The organism is Pelomonas sp. KK5 (genome assembly GCF_001984095.1).
Taxonomy (GTDB): domain Bacteria; phylum Pseudomonadota; class Gammaproteobacteria; order Burkholderiales; family Burkholderiaceae_C; genus KK5.
In genome coordinates this window covers 19,079-34,936 of sequence record NZ_LYVQ01000020.1, presented here as the reverse complement: position 1 = coordinate 34,936, position 15,858 = coordinate 19,079, and the positions used below count along the sequence as shown (strand labels likewise).

Annotated in this window: 14 protein-coding genes; 7 read left to right on the top strand and 7 right to left on the bottom strand. The window is 69.7% G+C overall.

The annotated features are described in order from the left end of the window. Nucleotides 1-53: 53 nt before the first annotated feature. The gene (locus tag B0W88_RS04690) at nt 54-911 is read left to right on the top strand and encodes a LysR substrate-binding domain-containing protein (RefSeq protein ID WP_077033495.1); all 858 of its coding nucleotides are present in this window, start codon (nt 54-56) and stop codon (nt 909-911) included. 2 nt (nt 912-913) lie between these two features. Here the strand turns inward: B0W88_RS04690 and B0W88_RS35300 are convergent, their stop codons facing one another. The 6 genes from B0W88_RS35300 to B0W88_RS04660 form a co-directional block, all read right to left on the bottom strand. Further along, nucleotides 914-2,356, bottom strand: coding sequence for a 2-dehydro-3-deoxy-6-phosphogalactonate aldolase (locus tag B0W88_RS35300; protein WP_077033494.1), 1,443 nt, complete (start codon nt 2,354-2,356; stop codon nt 914-916). After that, on the bottom strand, nt 2,349-3,596 hold the full coding sequence (locus B0W88_RS04680; protein ID WP_077033493.1) for an MFS transporter: 1,248 nt from the start codon (nt 3,594-3,596) through the stop codon (nt 2,349-2,351). Before B0W88_RS04680 ends, B0W88_RS35300 begins: the two co-directional genes overlap by 8 nt. Beyond that, nucleotides 3,593-4,750 (bottom strand): mandelate racemase/muconate lactonizing enzyme family protein, encoded by a 1,158-nt coding sequence (locus B0W88_RS04675; RefSeq protein WP_077033492.1) that lies wholly within the window; start codon nt 4,748-4,750, stop codon nt 3,593-3,595. The genes B0W88_RS04680 and B0W88_RS04675 overlap by 4 nt, the downstream gene beginning before the upstream one ends. Then, complete coding sequence (locus B0W88_RS04670) at nt 4,747-5,670, bottom strand: 2-dehydro-3-deoxygalactonokinase (RefSeq protein ID WP_158080797.1); 924 nt, start codon at nt 5,668-5,670, stop codon at nt 4,747-4,749. The genes B0W88_RS04675 and B0W88_RS04670 overlap by 4 nt, the downstream gene beginning before the upstream one ends. A 200-nt stretch (nt 5,671-5,870) precedes the next feature. Further along, nucleotides 5,871-6,620 carry an SDR family NAD(P)-dependent oxidoreductase gene (locus tag B0W88_RS04665; protein ID WP_077033491.1) on the bottom strand — a complete coding sequence of 250 codons (750 nt, stop codon included), beginning with the start codon at nt 6,618-6,620 and terminating at the stop codon, nt 5,871-5,873. Nucleotides 6,621-6,624: 4 nt separating this feature from the next. Next, a complete protein-coding gene (locus B0W88_RS04660; protein WP_077033490.1) occupies nt 6,625-9,294 on the bottom strand; it encodes a TonB-dependent receptor in 2,670 nt (889 codons plus the stop codon). A 223-nt stretch (nt 9,295-9,517) separates the two neighbouring features. On the opposite strand from B0W88_RS04660, the gene B0W88_RS04655 reads away from it, so the two are divergent. The 5 genes from B0W88_RS04655 to miaB all read left to right on the top strand — a co-directional run bounded on the left by B0W88_RS04655 (nt 9,518) and on the right by miaB (nt 14,172). Beyond that, a complete protein-coding gene (locus B0W88_RS04655; protein WP_198937770.1) occupies nt 9,518-10,399 on the top strand; it encodes a dihydrodipicolinate synthase family protein in 882 nt (293 codons plus the stop codon). 9 nt (nt 10,400-10,408) lie between these two features. Then, nucleotides 10,409-11,599 (top strand): mandelate racemase/muconate lactonizing enzyme family protein, encoded by a 1,191-nt coding sequence (locus tag B0W88_RS04650; RefSeq protein ID WP_077033507.1) that lies wholly within the window; start codon nt 10,409-10,411, stop codon nt 11,597-11,599. Nucleotides 11,600-11,601: 2 nt separating this feature from the next. Continuing rightward, nucleotides 11,602-12,384 (top strand): IclR family transcriptional regulator, encoded by a 783-nt coding sequence (locus tag B0W88_RS04645; RefSeq protein ID WP_198937769.1) that lies wholly within the window; start codon nt 11,602-11,604, stop codon nt 12,382-12,384. 61 nt (nt 12,385-12,445) lie between these two features. Further along, the gene (locus tag B0W88_RS04640) at nt 12,446-12,829 is read left to right on the top strand and encodes a hypothetical protein (protein ID WP_077033488.1); all 384 of its coding nucleotides are present in this window, start codon (nt 12,446-12,448) and stop codon (nt 12,827-12,829) included. Beyond that, nucleotides 12,826-14,172, top strand: a complete 1,347-nt coding sequence (gene miaB, locus B0W88_RS04635) for a tRNA (N6-isopentenyl adenosine(37)-C2)-methylthiotransferase MiaB (protein WP_077033487.1) — start codon at nt 12,826-12,828, stop codon at nt 14,170-14,172. Before B0W88_RS04640 ends, miaB begins: the two co-directional genes overlap by 4 nt. Here the strand turns inward: miaB and B0W88_RS04630 are convergent. Then, nucleotides 14,162-14,434 carry a hypothetical protein gene (locus B0W88_RS04630; RefSeq protein WP_077033486.1) on the bottom strand — a complete coding sequence of 91 codons (273 nt, stop codon included), beginning with the start codon at nt 14,432-14,434 and terminating at the stop codon, nt 14,162-14,164. The two genes, miaB and B0W88_RS04630, sit on opposite strands and share 11 nt — an antisense overlap. Nucleotides 14,435-14,503: 69 nt before the next feature. Between B0W88_RS04630 and hemA the strand changes: the two genes are divergently transcribed. Then, on the top strand, nt 14,504-15,805 hold the full coding sequence (gene hemA / locus B0W88_RS04625) for a glutamyl-tRNA reductase (RefSeq protein WP_077033485.1): 1,302 nt from the start codon (nt 14,504-14,506) through the stop codon (nt 15,803-15,805). Nucleotides 15,806-15,858 lie beyond the last annotated feature (53 nt).

Below are 15,858 nucleotides of genomic sequence, written 5' to 3'. Positions count from 1 at the left end.
TTTCAAATTGAGTGGATCTATATGACCACCGGGAAAATCGGGAGCTCCATTTCATGCGTTTGACACAATTGCGCTCCTTCCACGCCGTCGCCAGCGCGGGCGGCTTCACCAAGGCGGCGGAGCAGCTCCATGTGAGCCAGCCCACGATCACGACGCAGGTGCGCTCGCTGGAGGACAGCTACCGCGTCGAGCTGTTCCACCGCTACGGCCGCCGTGTGCAGACGACCGAGCTGGGCGAGCGGTTGTTGCAGATCTCGCGGCAGATCTTCAGCTTGGAGGGCGAGGCGCGGCAGCTGCTGGCCGATGCCGGCGAGCTGCGCTCGGGCCACCTGCGGGTGGCTGCCGTCGGGCCCTATCACGTGACCAAGATGCTGGCGCTGTACAACCGCCGCTATCCCGACATCACCGTTTCCGTCAGCACCGGCAATTCGCAGGACGTGCTGGAGCGGCTGCTGGACTACCGCGCGGACGTGGGCGTGCTCGCCCAGTTCTCCAAGGACCGGCGCTTCGTCGCGATCCCGTACAGCGAGCATCCGATCCGGCTGCTGGTGCCGGCCGAGCACCGCTTCGCGAAGCGGCGCAGCGTGCGCATCGCGGAGCTGGCGGGCGAGCCGCTGATCATGCGCGAGCAGGGCTCGACGACGCGCAAGGCCTTCGAGGCGGCGCTGAAGGCGGCCAAGGTCGAGCCGCGCATCGTGATGGAGATCGGCAGCCGCGAGATCATCCGTGAGGCCGTGGTCCAGGGCATCGGCCTGGCCGCGGTGTCAGAGGTGGAGTTCGTGCCGGGGCCGGGGCTGCATGCGGTGAAGCTGGGCGACTCGGAGGCGCGCACCTATGCCCACGTCGTCTGCCTCGGCGAGCGGCGCGACATGCGGATGGTGCGCAGCTTCCTCGAGGTGATCGCCGGTTGAACTCAGGCCGCGAGGCGGACGCGAAACAGGCCGCCGGCCCGCGGCGTGGCGGCCAGTTGTGCGGCGCTCTGGCGCATCCGCGATGTCGTCACCCACATGGCGCCCCGGTCATCGAAGCAGAGGCTGCTGATGTGGTGCGTGCCGGGCATCGCGATGCGCTGCTCGATTGCGCCGCCCTCGCCGACGCGCAGCACGCAGCCGCCGCCCCACATCGCCACCCAGAGGCTGCCGTCGGGTGCCCGGGCCATGCCGTCGGGCTTGCCAGGCAGGTCGAGGAAGTCGGTGACGATCTGCGGCTCGCCGAGTTCGGCGCCCCGGCGCGGATAGGCGAGCAGGTGGCGCGAGAGCGTGTCGATCAGGTAGAGGCGATCCGGCGTGATCGCCATGCCGTTGGGAACGCCGAGGCCCTGCGCCACGAGACGCAGCGGGCCATCGAAGGAAGGCGCGTGGTACAGCGCGCCGCGGCCGGCCAGCAGGCCCTTGTGCATCGCGCCGACCCAGAGGCCGCCGTCGGCGTCGCGGGTCATGTCGTTGAAGCGGCAGCCGGGGTCGAGCGCGGCGGTGGCGCCCTGGCGCACCCGGCCGCTGTGCTCGTCGACCTCACCGATGCCGTTCTCGAAGCAGCCGATCAATCGCTGTCCGTCGAGGGACAAGGTTAGCGCGGAGACCGGCGTGTCCAGCGCGGTCTCGCTGCTCACGCCGTCGCGATGCTTCAGCAGCATCGAGCGCACCGGATCGACCCACAGCACGGCGCCATCGCTGCCTCGCCACACTGGTCCCTCGCCGATCTGGCATTGCGGGTTCCAGGCCAGCTCGACCTCGGGCAAGGCACAGGCGCGCACCCAGGCTCTCGCGCGCTCGCGCACCGCAGCGGCGGACATGCCCGGCTTGTACAGGTCCGAGCCGACGCCGACGCCCGCGGCGCCGGCGGCTAGCTGCGAGGCGAGCGTCTGCGGCGTCGCCCCGCCGACGGCGATCACCTCGGTCCCCGCCGGCAGCACCGCGTGCAGAGCCGCGATGTCCGCCTCGCGGCCGGCCGCCGGGAACAGCTTCAGCTGCCGCACCCCGGCCGCCAGCGCGGCGAAAGCCTCGCTGGGCGTCTGGTAGCCGGGCAGCGGCACCAGGCCCAACGAAACGGCCTCGGCGATCACTGCCGCATCGACGTTCGGCGACACACACAGCAGCGCGCCGGTGGCGGCCAGCTCGCGCACCTGCGCCACGGTCAGCACCGTGCCCGCGCCGATCACCATCCGGTCGCCGAAACGCTGCACGAGCCGCGCGATCGTCTCGAAGGGCCGCGGCGAATTCAGCGGCACCTCGGCAATGCGGATGCCCTCGTCGTAAAGCGCCTGCACGACCTCGACCGCCTCCTCCGGCGTGATGCCGCGCAGGATGGCGATCAGCGGCCGCTGCGCCAGCGCCTCTCGAAACCGTTGCTCAGACATGGGCCACCCGCACCCGCCGCTGCCCGGCCGACAGCAGCGCCAGCAGTACCGCCAGCGCCAGCGCATAGGCGCAGCCCATCACGACGAACATCGGCCGGTAGCTGACGCTGCCGACCAGTTGCCCGATCAGCCAGGTGCTGGCGATGCCGCCGACGCCGCTGGCGATGCCGGCCACCGAGAACACCTTGGGCAGGCTGCGCGGCGCGAACAGCTCCAGCGGCAGCGAGGTGATGGTGACCTGCCAGATCATGTGGATGAAGGCCACCCAGGCGGCCGAGACGAGGCTGACGGCCACCGGCGGCGCGAAGAAGTTGATCGCGCCGGTGGGCGCCAGCACGGCCACGCCGGCCATCGCCAGCAGCCGCGCCTTTACCGGGCTGTGGCCGCGCCGCGCGATCAGCGCGATCACGCCGCCGGCCGCCAGGCAACCCAGGCCCGCGGCGAGGTAGACCACCCAGGCGCGCTGGCCCATCTCCAGCGTGCTGAGCCCACGCTCGTCGGTCAGGTACTTGGGGAACCAGTTCAGGTAGAAGAACCAGACCGGGTAGCTGAGCATCGTGCCGAAGCCGATGGCCCACACGCGCGGCTCGGCGATCGCATCGCGCCAGCGCGGCAGCTCGATCGCGCCGTCGCGCACGGCATCCGCTTCCGAGGCCGTCGCGGACTCGGGCGAGCTCCGCGGTACAAGCACCAGCCACAGCGCCACCCAGGCCAGGCCCGCGCCGCCCAGCAGCAGGAAGGCCGCGCGCCAGCCCAGCACCGCGTCGATGCCAGTGATCAGCGGCGGCGAGACGGCCGCACCGAACATCGCCGCCGCCGTGTACACGCCGACGCCGAAGGCCTTCTGCCGCGCCGGCAGGAACAGCGCCACCAGCAGCGGCGCGGCGACGAAGTTGCCCACCTCGAATACGCCGAGCACGAAGCGGCTCGCGGCCAGCTGCGGCATCGTCTGAGCCAGGCCGCTGATGCAGCCGGCGACGGACCACGCGCCGACGAAGAACGGCGCCGCGCGCAGCACGCCCAGCCGGTCGATCAGCCAGCCGGCGCTGAGGTTGCCCAGCGTGTAGGCCAGCATGAAGGCGGTGACGACGCCGGCGTAGGCCTTGTCGTCCATCGCCAGCGCCTGCTGCACGGGACCAGCCAGCAGCGAGAGCACCTGGCGGTCCAGGTAGTTGAGGAAGGTGGAGGCGGCGAGCAGCGCCAGCACCAGGGCGCCCAGCAGGCGGTGATTCCTCGTCATGGCAGGCGGTGCTCGAACAGCGCCGGCTTCGGCGTGATGCCCAGGCCGGGTTCGGTCGTGAGCGAATAGGCACCGGCCGCGCAACTCATCGTCGTGTCGAACAGTGGCAGGTAGCGCGGGAACATGTGGTTCTGCACCTCGTGCCGGGTCAGGCTCTCGACGGCGGCGCTGGCCTGCAGGCTGGCCGCCATGAAGACGCCGAAGCCGATCGTCGCGTGCGGCGCGATGCGCGCATGGTGCAGCTCGGCCAGCTGGCAGATGCGCATGAACTGGGTGATGCCGGTACGGCCCATCTCGGGTTGCACCACCGCCACCGCGCCTGTCTTCAGCCGCAAGTGCGCATCGAAGACGGTCCGCCATTCCTCGCCGACGGCGATCGGGATGCTGGTGCCCGCGGCCACGCGGGCCAGGCCGTCCACGTCCTCGACGCGCACCGGCGCTTCGAGGAAGGCGATGCCGCAGGGTTCGATGCGCTTGGCGATTGCGATCGCCTCGGCGGCCGTGTGGCACCAGTGCAGGTCCAGCATGATCTCGATGTCGGCATGGCGCTCGCGCATCCTGTGGATCAGCGCCACCGCGTCGAAGGCCGTCGACGCGTGGACCTTGAAGGCGCGGTAGCCGGCGGCATGCTGGGCGGCGATGAAGTCGAGCCTGGCGTTCTCGTCCGCGCCCTGGATGTTGGTGATGTAGGCGGGAATGGTTGTGCGCGCCGCGCCACCCAGTAGCTTGTGCACCGGTTGGCCGAGGCGCTTGCCGCACAAGTCCCACAGCGCGATGTCCACGCCGGCCAGCGCGTCCAGCCAAAAGCCTGTCGTGTAGCCGCGCACCCGCATCATGTTGTAGAGCGATTCCCAGATGCGCTGCACGTCCAGCGGGTCGCGGCCGCGCAGCCAGGGCGCGATCACGTCGTCCACCAGCTCGCGCACCGCGCCGGCTGCGACGATGCCGTAGGTCTCGCCCCAGCCGACCGTGCCGTCCTCGCAGTCGATGCGGATCAGCAGCGCGCGGTCGTCGGCAGGGTAGATCGTGCCGTTGTCGGGGTCGATCAGGTAGCCGCGTTCGTTGGGCTGCACGGCGTGGCCCATGTGCGGCGCCAGCGGGCGCGGCACGCGCAGCGGGATGGCTTCGATGTGGGCGATCCTGGTCGTCGTCATGGTGCCTCCGTGGCGGCGTGCAGGCGCGCGAAGCCGCTGACGCAGGCCTCGCCCGATTCGATGGCGATGCCGGTGATGCCCGCCCCTTCCAGCGCGCTGGCGTAGAGCTTGCACAAGGGCCCACTGCCGACCAGCGGCACCGGCGCGCGCTGCAGACCCGGATGGATGGCCAGCGCGTCGGCGATCTCGGCGCCGATCAAGAGGCCGCGCAGGTAGGACGCCGCATCGGCACGCGCGAGGCGCGACTGCATCACCCGCGCCCGCGCGCCGAACAGCGTCGTTGCCAGGCCCAGCTGGCGCTTGCGGCCGGTGGCCACGCCCTCCTGGAAGGCCGGCCCGTCCTCGGCCGGCCCGTCGACGATCGAGGCCAGCAGGCCAGCGCCGGTCAGCCGGTCGAACATCTCGCCGGACATGCTCGTGAAGAAGTCCACGATGCGGCCGGCGCTGAAGCGGGCCCACTTGGTGTGCGTGCCGGGCAGCGCGATCAGGCCGTTCCACTCGGGGTTGGCGGCGGCGAAGCCGAACAGCTCCATCTCCTCGCCGCGCATCACGTCGGGGCCGTCGTCGAAGGCACGGCGGCAACTCACGCCGGGCACGATGGCCACGGCGGTCCCGCCGATCTCGGTCTCCACGAGCCCGCGCTTCAGTTCCTCCAGCCGGGCCGGTGCCTTCACGTACGGCGCCTCGCGCCAGCCGATGTTGGAGCCGACCATGCCCGAGGCATAGACCCGCGCCGCCGGCACCGGCCAGCGCTGGCCCAGCTCGCGCATCACCTCGACCATGCCCTCGCGCCCCAGCGCCGCGACGCCGGCCGGCCGCGCGAACTCGTCCACCTTGCGGCCTGCCGGATCGATCCGGTATGCGCGGAAATTGCTGCTGCCCCAGTTGATGCCGATGATGTCGGCGGTGTCGTGTTGCATTGCTTTGTCCATGGCGCCGCGCGCCACCCTAGTCGGATGAAAGCCGCTCTTGGCGGTCTTGGCATTCCGGGCCGAGCGCCGGGCCGCTCCCAAGCCGGCCCACTGGCGGCGCTTGCGGCTCCATGCCGCAAGTGCCGGCGCCCCCTCGGGGGGCCGACTGGGCTCGCGCGCGTTCAGCGCCGCGAGACCGGGCGGGGGGCTCACCTTCTCGTGACACTGGCGCCTCCGTCGATGCGGTGGATGCTGCCGGTGATCCACGAGGCGCGGTCGGAGGCGAGGAACAGCGCCAGCTCGGCGACCTCCTCGGCCGTGCCCCAGCGGGCGATCGGGTGGCGCTGCCAGTTGGCGCGGCTTGCCGCTTCAGGATCGGGCTGGCGGGCGATGCTGGCGCGCATCGCCGGCGTGTCGATGGAGGCCGGCGCGATCGCGTTGACGCGGATGCCCTGCGGCGCCAGCTCCAGCGCCGCCGTCAGCGCCAGGTTGTTCAGCGCAGCCTTGGACATCGCGTAGGCCGCCTGGCTCGGCGTGGCGAAGTCCGCGTTGATCGAGGACATCAGCACGAACGCGCCCTTCCCCGCTTCGCGCATGGCGGGCACGCACAACTGCAGCAGGCGCACGGCCCCGACGACGTTGACCTCGTAGATCTGCCCATAACGTCCAGGCTCGACGTCGAGCACGCCGCCCATCGCGGTGATCGCGGCGGCGTGGACGACGATGTCCGCCGCGCCGCCGAGCTGCTGTTCCATCTGCGCCAGCGCCGCCGACAGCGCCGCACCGTCGCGCAGGTCGGCCAGCAGCTGGCAATCCGCGCCCGGCGAAGGCAGCAGGTCCAGCCCCGCGACTTTGGCGCCCTCGCTTTGCAGCCGCCGCACGATGGCGGCGCCTATGCCGCTGGCCGCGCCGCTCACCAGGGCGCGGCGGCCGGCCAGTTCTCCTCCAGATACCGTCATGCTCTTAGAACTTCAGGGTCAGGTTGGCCTTGTAGACGCGGCCGAACATCGCGTTCGTCCGCAGCCCTTCGCTCGATCCATCGTACGTGCGCAGCTTGCTGTTGCGCAGGTTGTTGGCCTCCAGGCCCAGCGAGACGCTGGGCGAGAAGTCGTAGCGCAGCGTGGCGGAGAGGTCGGTGTAGCTGTCGGTGTAGATGCCGGTATTGGCGGCCGAGAGGCTCACCAGATACGGGTCGCGCCAGTTCAGCGCCACGCGCAGGCTGAACGGGCCCTGCTCGTAGTAGCCGACCAGGTTGAAGTTGTGCTTGGACAGGCCTGGGAACGTGAGGTCGCGGCCGGCCGCATCCTTCACCGGCGTCTTCGAGTCGATGTAGGAGTAGGTCATCATCGTGCCGAAGCCCTGGAAGGCCTCGGGCAGGAAGTAGAAGGGCAGCTGCAGCAGCAGCTCGGCGCCGCGCACGCTGGCGCCCTCGCCGTTGACCTTGCGGTTCACCAGGTAGGTGTCGCTGCCGTAGGTCTCGGCGATCTGCTTCTGGATGATGTAGCTGGACACATCCTTGTCGAACAGGCCCAGCGAGGCCAGGCCCTGCTTGCCGAAGTAGTGCTCGAAGGACAGGTCGAATTGCGTGGCCTTGAAGGGCTTGAGCTGCGGAGACCCGCCGGTGCCGGTGCCGGGGTTGACCAGCACGCCGTTGGCATAGGTCGGCGCGTACAGGCGCAGGCCGTTGTTCAGGTCGGCCGAGTTCGGGAAGGCCACGACCTTGGCCGCGCCCAGGCGCATCACCGTCTGCGATGTGAGATCGACCTTGGCCACGGCCGAGGGCAGCAGCTCGTTATCGGTTCGCGTGGCAGTGTTGGGCGAGGTGGCGCCGGCCGTGTTGATCAGGTTGCCGATCGAGTCCATGCTGCGGCGGATCGCGCGCAGGCCGACATTGCCGGCCACGTTGCGGCCCAGCGCGTCGGTGTCGAAGTTCAGCTTGGCATAGGCCTCGTCGAAGCGCTCCTTGATGTCGAAGGTGGCGGCCACCGAGGTCAGTTGCGTGGACGCGTCGAGGCAGGCGGCGTTCTGCGAGATGGCCGGGAAGTTGGTGAAGGCGTGGCAGCTGGTGAAGGCATCGCGCGAAGGCACCAGGTAGCTGCGCGGCAGGCCGGCGAAGGCGCCGCGGGCGAAGTCCGGGTTCGAGTAGGTCGTCATGAAGGCCGCCAGGCTGCTGGCGGGGATGCCGCCGGCGGGCCGGATGTCGGCCACCAGCGGGTTCTGCGAGGAGTCCAGCTGCGAATGGCGGGCGCCGAACTCGGCCGAGTCCAGCCAGGAATCGCCGAAGCTCTTCTTGAAGTCGACGCGGGCGGCCTTGTTGTCGGTGGCGGCGTTGAAGTAGCTGTCGAACATGATCGTCTGCGTCATCTGCGTCGGATCGGACAGGTTCACGCCATTGATCGTGAAGGCGCCGAACGGGCCCTTTGTGAGATCGAAGTCCACGCTGCTGGTGATGTTCGAGTTCGGCTGCATGCGCAGGTAGCGCTGGTGGTAGCTCGAGGTGGACCGCCCGCCGGACAGCTCGGCCGTGGCGCGCAGGCTGTCGGAGACCAGGTACTTGGCGCGCAGTGCGCTGGAGACGACGCTGGCCTTGACGTCTGCGAACTCGGTGTTGGTCTGCACCGGCACGGTGGCGTGGCCGGAGAGCAGGATGTTGTTGTCGGAGTAGCTCGCGTTGCTCAGGCCCGAGGTCGGGTTGAAGCCGATCCAGTAGCGATCGCGCGCGGAGGTGAGCTTGGAGACGAAGGTGTCGGCGATCAGCTCGAAGGCCTTGCTCGGCCGCCACTGGATCGCGCCGTTGAAGCCCTTCTTGCGGCGGTCTTCCTGGATGTCGGTGGCGCGCACGTCCTGGTCGCCGAAGCGCACCTGCGTCGGCGCGCTGCTGTTCGGGTCGGTGAACTGGCGGTAGCCGGAGAAGGTGTCCAGGCCCTGCTGCGAGAGCTGGCGGCGGTCGTAGGAGACCGAGGCCATGATGCCGAGGCGGTTGCCGTCCAGCCGGCGCGAGATCAGGCCGAACAACTCGTCCCCATTCTTGCCGGGCAGCGCGTCGCGGCTCAGGCCCAGCTTGCCGACCAACTGGTCGGGGCCGTCCAGCGGCAGGCGCGAGCGGATGTCGACGATGCCGCCCAGGCCGCCGGCGATCTGCTCGGCGCCGGCCAGCTTGGTGACCTCGAGGTTGCTGATCAGCTCCGAGGGCACCAGGGCCATGATGCCGTAGGTGGTCGTGCCGAGCTGGTCCAGGCCGGTGCCGCCGCGGCCGGTGCTGTCGACGATCTCGCGGCCGTTGAACAGGAACACGTTCTGGCGCAGGCCGCGGATGGACACGTTCGTGCCCTCGCCGATGCCGCGGTCCACCTGGATGCCGGAGACGCGCGACAGCGACTCGGCCACGTTGCGGTCCGGCAGCTTGCCGATGTCGTCGGCCACGATGGCGTCGACGAACTGCGTGGCGTTGCGCTTCTGGTTGCGCGCCGATTCCAGGCTCTTGCGGATGCCGGTGATCTCGACCTTGTCGAGTTGCTGCGCGTCGGCCGGTGCCGGAGTCGCCGGGGCGTCCTGCGCCAGCGCCACGCCGCTCGACCCGATGACCGTGGACGCTGCCAGCAGCCCGCGGATCACTGCCTTCTTCTTACCCATGCTCGATCCTTTCTTGTCTCCGTTATCGGTATGTGCCGAGGCGTGCAGGACCACGAAGCGCGCCGTCGTTGTGTGTATATTAAAGCAACATTTTTAAAGGATCAACGCTTCATATTTGGCGTTTACCCGGATAAAACACCGACATCGTTGCTAATGAAGCACCATACAAGTATGCTTCTATAGCAACACTTTCGGAGACAAGATGCCTGCACTACAGAGCGTGATGCCCATCCTCCCGACCATCTTCACCAGCAGCGGTGCCATCGACGAAGCCGGCACCCGCCGCGTGCTGGAGTACGTGATCGCCTCCGGCGCCAGCGCCGTGGTCTTCCCCGGCCTGGCCAGCGAATACGACACGCTGACGCTGGAAGAGCGGCTGCAGATGACGGCGCGGCTGGGCGAGTGGATAGGCGGCCGCCTGCCCTTCGTCGTCGGCGCCAGCGCCACCACGCCCGAGGAGGCGCTGGCCTGCGCCCAGGCCGGCGCGGCGGCCGGCGCGGTCTCGGCCATGGTGCTGACGCCCAAGGCCTATGCCGGCGACACCGTCGCAATGGCCCGCTTCTACCGCGAGCTGCACGCGGCCTCGGGCCTGGCCATCATGGTCCAGAACGCACCGGCGCCGATGGGCATCGGCATGCCGCTGCCGGCGGTGGCCGAACTGGCGCGCACCGTCGAGGGCATCCGTTATGTCAAGGAAGAGGCGGCGCCTTCGGGCCAGCGCATCACCCAGCTCGGCGAACTGGCCGGCGGCGCCCTGGATGCCGTCTTCGGCGGCGCCGGGGCACGCTACGTGATCGACGAACTGGCCCGCGGCAGCCAGGGCACGATGCCGGCCAGCGAGATCACCGAGCTGCATGTGCGCATGCACCGGGACTGGGTCGAGGGCCGCGAGCAGGCCGCGCGCGACCTGTTCGAGCAGACGCTGCCGCTCCTGAGCATGCAGGCCAATTTCCGCTGGCGACTGACCAAGGCGGTGCTGCAGCGGCGCGGCCTGATCGAGAGCACGTACACGCGCGCCGCCGGCCCCGAGCTGGACCGCTTCGACCTGCAGGAACTCGACGCGCTGCTGGCCCGCCTGCGCGCCCGCGAACTGATAGCCTTCTGAGCGATGAGCATGCAGGCCGACCTTCACCCGGACCAGGCGATCGCCCGCGTCGAGACCTTCATCGTCACCGTGCCGCGCGACACGCCCTACCTCGGCCCGCTCGGCCCGGACGAGACGATCAACGAGCGCGGCTACATCGTGCGGCGCGGCAACGGCACGATCTACCCCAGCGTGGACCGTTCGGTGGCCGTGCGCATCACCACCCGCAGCGGCGCCGTCGGCTGGGGCGAGACCTACGGCATCTGCGCGCCGCGCGCCACCTGCGAGTTCGTCAACGACTTGCTGGCGCCGGTGCTCGCCGGCGGCCTGCCCGGCGAGGTGGAGGCGCTGTGGGACGAGATGTACGGGCTGATGCGGGTGCGCGGCAGCTTCGGCGGCGCCTATGTGGATGCGATCGCGGCGCTGGACATCGCGCTGTGGGACCTGCGCGCGCGGGCGCTGGGCCGGCCGCTGCGCGAGCTGCTCGGGCCGCAGCGGCGCGCCGAGGTGCCGGCCTATCTGTCCGGCCTGCCGGCGGCCACGCTGGACGAGCGCGTGGCGCTGGCGCGGGACTGGCAGCAACGCGGCGTGAACGCCTTCAAGTTCGCCGCGGTGGTGAGCCACGAGGGCATCGCCCGGGAGTTCGCCGCGCTGCGCGAGGCGCTGGGGCCGCAGGCCGAGCTGATGGTGGACCTGCACTGGAAGTTCGACGCGCAAGAGGCGCTGGCCCTGGCCCGCGCGCTGGCGCCGCTGCGGCCGGCCTTCATCGAGGCGCCGGTGAAGCCCGAGGACATCGAGGGGCTGATCGCCGTCTGCGCCGCCAGCCCGGTGCCGGTGGCCGCCGGCGAGGAATGGGCCACCGAGTACGAGGCCGGCCACCGGCTCGGCCGCGCGCCGCTGGCCTACCTGCAGCCGGAGATGGGCCACAGCGGCATCACGCAGTTCCTGCGCATCGCGCGGCGCGGCGAGGCCGCCGGCGTGCAGCTCGCGCCGCACGCGACGATCGGCACCGGCCTCTTCCTCGCGGCCAGCCTGCAGGCTTCCTGCGTGGCTGAGCGCTTCTGGAAGCACGAGTGGCAGCACTCGATCTTCGAGCGCAGCCTGGCGCTGCTGGAGACCGACATGGCCTACCGCGACGGGGCGTACCGGCCACCCTCCGGCCCGGGCCTGGGCGCCGTGCCCGGGCCGCGCTTCTGGGACCATGCGGAGGCGGTGGGCTGACGATGGTGGCATCATCCGCTGCCCGCAGCCCCTCCTCGCCCGTGACCACCGACCGCATGCAATCGTCGCTTCTTGGCGCCCAGCCGAACCAGAGCCTCATCGACGGCATCGCGACGCTGCAGGCGCTGGCCACGGCGCCCGAGCCGGTCGGTTGCCGCGAACTGGCGCGGCGCATCGGCCTGGACCCGACCAAGGTCAACCGGCTGCTGAAGACGCTGACCTACCTGGGCATCGCGCGGCAGACCGCCAACCGCAAGTACACCTCCGGGCCCGGCATGCATGTGCTGGCGGCGCAGAGCCTGTTCGCCTCCGGCCTGATGCGGCGCGCGCTGCCGCTGCTGGAGGGCCTGCGGCGCTTCGGCCACACGGTGGCCCTCGGCGTGCTGTGGAACGACAGCGTCAGCTACCTGTTCCACGCGCCGCCGGGCATCGAAGCCTCGCGCGGACTGGGGCGCATCGGCCTGCTGCCCGCGACTATCAGCGGCATCGGCATGGTGCTGCTGGCCGAGCTGGGCGACGAGCGGGTGGCGGAGATCTACAAGGACCGGGCGGAGATTCCCAACTTCCCGGAAGGCATGCCGCAACTGCTGGCCAAGCTGGCCGAGATCCGGCAGCTCGGCTACGCGCGGGTGCATGTGGCGGACGACCGGGACCATCACGTCGTGGCCGTGTCCTCGGGCGACCCGGCGCATGTGGGCATCGCGCTGTCGGGCTGGATTCCGGACGGCTCGACGCCGCCGCTGGTGGAGGCCTTGCGCGAAGCCGCGCTCCAGCTGGCGGAGTAGCCGTCCACCTACAATCTGCGGCTTCTGCCGTTCATCCGAGCGCAGCCACTGGACAGATACCATGTACCGCTGTGTGATTCCCCTGATGGCCGCGATGGCCATCGTCGCGCCTGCCGCTAACGCCCAGGTTCAACGCAACTTCCCGCCCAACGCGCTGCGCGGCGTGCTCGTCGTCACGCAAAGCCCCGACGTCACGCTGAACGGCCAGGCCGCCCGCATGTCGCCCGGCTCGCGCCTGCGCGGCGACACCAACCTGCTGCTGCAGCCGGCCAGCGTCACCGGCACCAAGCTGCTCGTGCACTACACGGTGGCGCCGGACGGCCAACTGATGGACGTCTGGATCCTCAACAGCACCGAAGCCGCCAACAAGCCCTGGCCGACCACCGCCGCGCAGGCCGCCGCCTGGTCCTTCGATCAAGCCTCGCAGACCTGGACGAAGCAATGAGCGCCAAGAAAGTTTTCATCAAGACCTTCGGCTGCCAGATGAACGAGTACGACTCGGACAAGATGGCCGATGTGATGGGCGCCGCCCAGGGCTACGAGAAGACCGACGACCCCGAGCAGGCCGACCTGATCCTGTTCAACACCTGCTCGGTGCGCGAGAAGGCGCAGGAGAAGGTGTTCAGCGACCTCGGCCGCGTCAAGCACCTGAAGGAAAAGGGCGTGCTGATCGGCGTCGGCGGCTGCGTGGCCTCGCAGGAAGGCGCGGCCATCATTGAGCGCGCGCCCTATGTGGACGTGGTCTTCGGCCCGCAGACGCTGCATCGCCTGCCGCAGATGCTGGCCGCCCGCCGCGAGCAGCGCCGCCCGCAGGTGGACATCTCCTTCCCCGAGATCGAGAAGTTCGACAACCTGCCCCCGGCCAAGGTGGAAGGCTCGTCCGCCTTCGTGTCCATCATGGAAGGCTGCTCCAAGTACTGCTCCTACTGCGTCGTGCCCTACACGCGCGGCGAGGAAGTCTCGCGCCCCTTCGAGGACGTGCTGACCGAGATCGCCGGCCTGGCCGACCAGGGCGTGATGGAGATCAACCTGCTGGGGCAGAACGTCAATGCCTACCGCGGCAAGATGGGCGACACCGGCGAGTACGCCGACCTGGCCCTGCTGCTTGAGTACGCCGCCGAGATCCCCGGCATCCAGCGCCTGCGCTTCACCACCAGCCATCCCAACGAGTTCTCGCAGCGGCTGATCGAGGCCTACGGCAAGATCCCCCAGCTGGTGAACCACCTCCACCTGCCGGTGCAGCACGGCAGCGACCGCATCCTGATGGCGATGAAGCGCGGTTACACGGCGCTGGAGTTCAAGAGCATCATGCGCAAGCTGCGCGCGATCCGGCCGGACATCCGCATCGCCAGCGACTTCATCGTCGGCTTCCCCGGCGAGACCGAGGACGACCACGAGAAGCTGATGAAGCTGGCCCGCGACGTCGGCTTCGACCAGAGCTTTTCCTTCATCTTCAGCCCCCGCCCCGGCACGCCGGCCGCGGCGCTGGAAGACACCACGCCGTATGAAACCAAGATCAAGCGCCTGCAGGAGCTGCAGGCCGAGATCGAGGCCAACACGCTGCGCATCAGCGAAGGCATGGTCGGCCGCACCGAGCGCATCCTGGTCACCGGCCACGCCAAGAAGGACCCGACCGAGCTGATGGGCCGCACCGAGTGCAACCGCATCGTCAACTTCAAGGGCCACGCGCGGCTGATGAACCAGCTGATCGACGTGAAGATCACGACCGCCTTCGCGCACTCGCTGCGCGGCGAGGTGCTGCTCAACGAAAGCGTTATTAGCGCCTGATCATCAGCAGCCACTGCGCCAGGCTGATGCCCGCCAGCATCAGCCCGTAGCCGATCATCTTGCCGTCGTGCCCGGTGATCACCAGCGCGGCGATCACTGCCACGCTGCCGCCGGCGGCGCCCCACAGGGCCAGGCGGCGCCAGGTCAGCGCCGCCAGATCCCGCCGCCACAGCAGCTTGACGGCGCAGGCCAGCAGCGCCGCCACGGCCCAGGCGGGAAGAAAGAGGTTGGCGATATGCCAGAAGGCGTCGAGCGGCGACAAGTGGGTTCGGCTTAAAGGTGTTCTGACGGCGCGGCGGCGCAATATCGTCCCAAATTTTATAATCACGGCATGTCGGTATTCGCCCTCGGTCTGAACCACAACTCCGCCCCGCTCGACCTGCGGGGCCGGTTCGCGTTCACGCTCGAACAGCTGGCGCCGACGCTGCTGGGTTTCCGTCGGCAGCTCCAGACCACGGCCACCGGCAAGGCCGAGGCCGCCATCCTGTCCACCTGCAACCGCACCGAGCTCTACGTGGCCGGGCCGCAGGCGATGGTGCAGCCGGCGGTCGACTGGCTGGCCGGCGTCGGCGGCGTGGGCCGCAGCGCGCTGCTGGACCATGCCTATGTGATGGAAGGCGGCGCCGCGGCGCGCCATGCCTTCCGCGTGGCCAGCGGGCTGGATTCGATGGTGCTGGGCGAGGCACAGATCCTCGGCCAGATGAAGCAGGCCGTCAGGGAAGCCGACCAGGCTGGCACGCTGGGCACGACGCTGCACCAGCTGTTCCAGCGCAGCTTCTCGGTGGCCAAGGAGGTGCGCACCTCCACCGAGATCGGCACGCACTCGATCAGCATGGCGGCGGCCTCGGTGCGGCTGGCCGGCCAGCTCTTCGAGGACCTGAGCCAGATCAAGGTGCTGTTCGTCGGCGCCGGCGAGATGATCGAGCTGGTCGCCACGCACTTCGCCGCGAAGAATCCGAAGGCGATGGCGGTGGCCAACCGCACGCTGGACCGCGGCGAGAAGCTGGCCTCGCGGCTCAATGCCGAGGCGATCCGCCTGGCCGACCTGCCGCAGCGCCTGCACGAGTTCGACGCCGTCATCTCCTGCACCGCCAGCAGCCTGCCGCTGATCGGCCTGGGTGCCGTCGAACGGGCGCTGAAGGCGCGCAAGCACCGGCCGATGTTCATGGTGGACCTGGCCGTGCCGCGCGACATCGAGCCCGAGGTGGCGCAGCTGAACGACGTCTACCTCTACACCGTCGACGAGCTGGCCAGCGTGGTCCAGACCGCCAGCGAGAAGCGCCTGGCCGCCGTCGAGCAGGCCGAGGCCATCATCGAGACCGGCGTGCAGAGCTTCGTGCACTGGCTGGGCCAGCGCCACACGGTGCCGCTGATCCAGGCGCTGAATGCGCAGACCGACGAGTGGCGCGCCGCCGAGATCGCCCGCGCCCGCAAGCTGCTGGCCCGCGGCGAGGACGTGGACACGGTGCTGGAGGCCCTCTCCCGCGGCCTCACCCAGAAGATGCTGCACGGCACGCTGGCCGAGCTGCACGGCAGCGACGGCGACCAGCGGCTGCAGCTGGCGCAGACGGTGTCGCGGCTGTTCCTGCGGGGCAGCAGCAAGGGCCCGACCGGTTCTGATTCGGAGAATTAGCGGCGCTGAAGAAAGACCTCCCCGGCCTTTGCTTCAACCATCACCCGCTGTTC

What these genes read in the sequence shown, in the direction of transcription:
- B0W88_RS04675 (WP_077033492.1), bottom strand. Translation starts at nt 4,750, where the DNA reads ATGACGACGACCAGGATCGCCCACATCGAAGCCATCCCGCTGCGCGTG.
- B0W88_RS04640 (WP_077033488.1), top strand. Translation starts at nt 12,446, where the DNA reads ATGTACCGCTGTGTGATTCCCCTGATGGCCGCGATGGCCATCGTCGCG.
- B0W88_RS04690 (WP_077033495.1), top strand. Translation starts at nt 54, where the DNA reads ATGCGTTTGACACAATTGCGCTCCTTCCACGCCGTCGCCAGCGCGGGC.
- B0W88_RS35300 (WP_077033494.1), bottom strand. Translation starts at nt 2,356, where the DNA reads ATGTCTGAGCAACGGTTTCGAGAGGCGCTGGCGCAGCGGCCGCTGATC.
- B0W88_RS04645 (WP_198937769.1), top strand. Translation starts at nt 11,602, where the DNA reads ATGGTGGCATCATCCGCTGCCCGCAGCCCCTCCTCGCCCGTGACCACC.
- B0W88_RS04680 (WP_077033493.1), bottom strand. Translation starts at nt 3,596, where the DNA reads ATGACGAGGAATCACCGCCTGCTGGGCGCCCTGGTGCTGGCGCTGCTC.
- B0W88_RS04655 (WP_198937770.1), top strand. Translation starts at nt 9,518, where the DNA reads ATGCCCATCCTCCCGACCATCTTCACCAGCAGCGGTGCCATCGACGAA.
- B0W88_RS04665 (WP_077033491.1), bottom strand. Translation starts at nt 6,620, where the DNA reads ATGACGGTATCTGGAGGAGAACTGGCCGGCCGCCGCGCCCTGGTGAGC.
- hemA (WP_077033485.1), top strand. Translation starts at nt 14,504, where the DNA reads ATGTCGGTATTCGCCCTCGGTCTGAACCACAACTCCGCCCCGCTCGAC.
- B0W88_RS04670 (WP_158080797.1), bottom strand. Translation starts at nt 5,670, where the DNA reads ATGCAACACGACACCGCCGACATCATCGGCATCAACTGGGGCAGCAGC.
- B0W88_RS04650 (WP_077033507.1), top strand. Translation starts at nt 10,409, where the DNA reads ATGCAGGCCGACCTTCACCCGGACCAGGCGATCGCCCGCGTCGAGACC.
- B0W88_RS04660 (WP_077033490.1), bottom strand. Translation starts at nt 9,294, where the DNA reads ATGGGTAAGAAGAAGGCAGTGATCCGCGGGCTGCTGGCAGCGTCCACG.
- miaB (WP_077033487.1), top strand. Translation starts at nt 12,826, where the DNA reads ATGAGCGCCAAGAAAGTTTTCATCAAGACCTTCGGCTGCCAGATGAAC.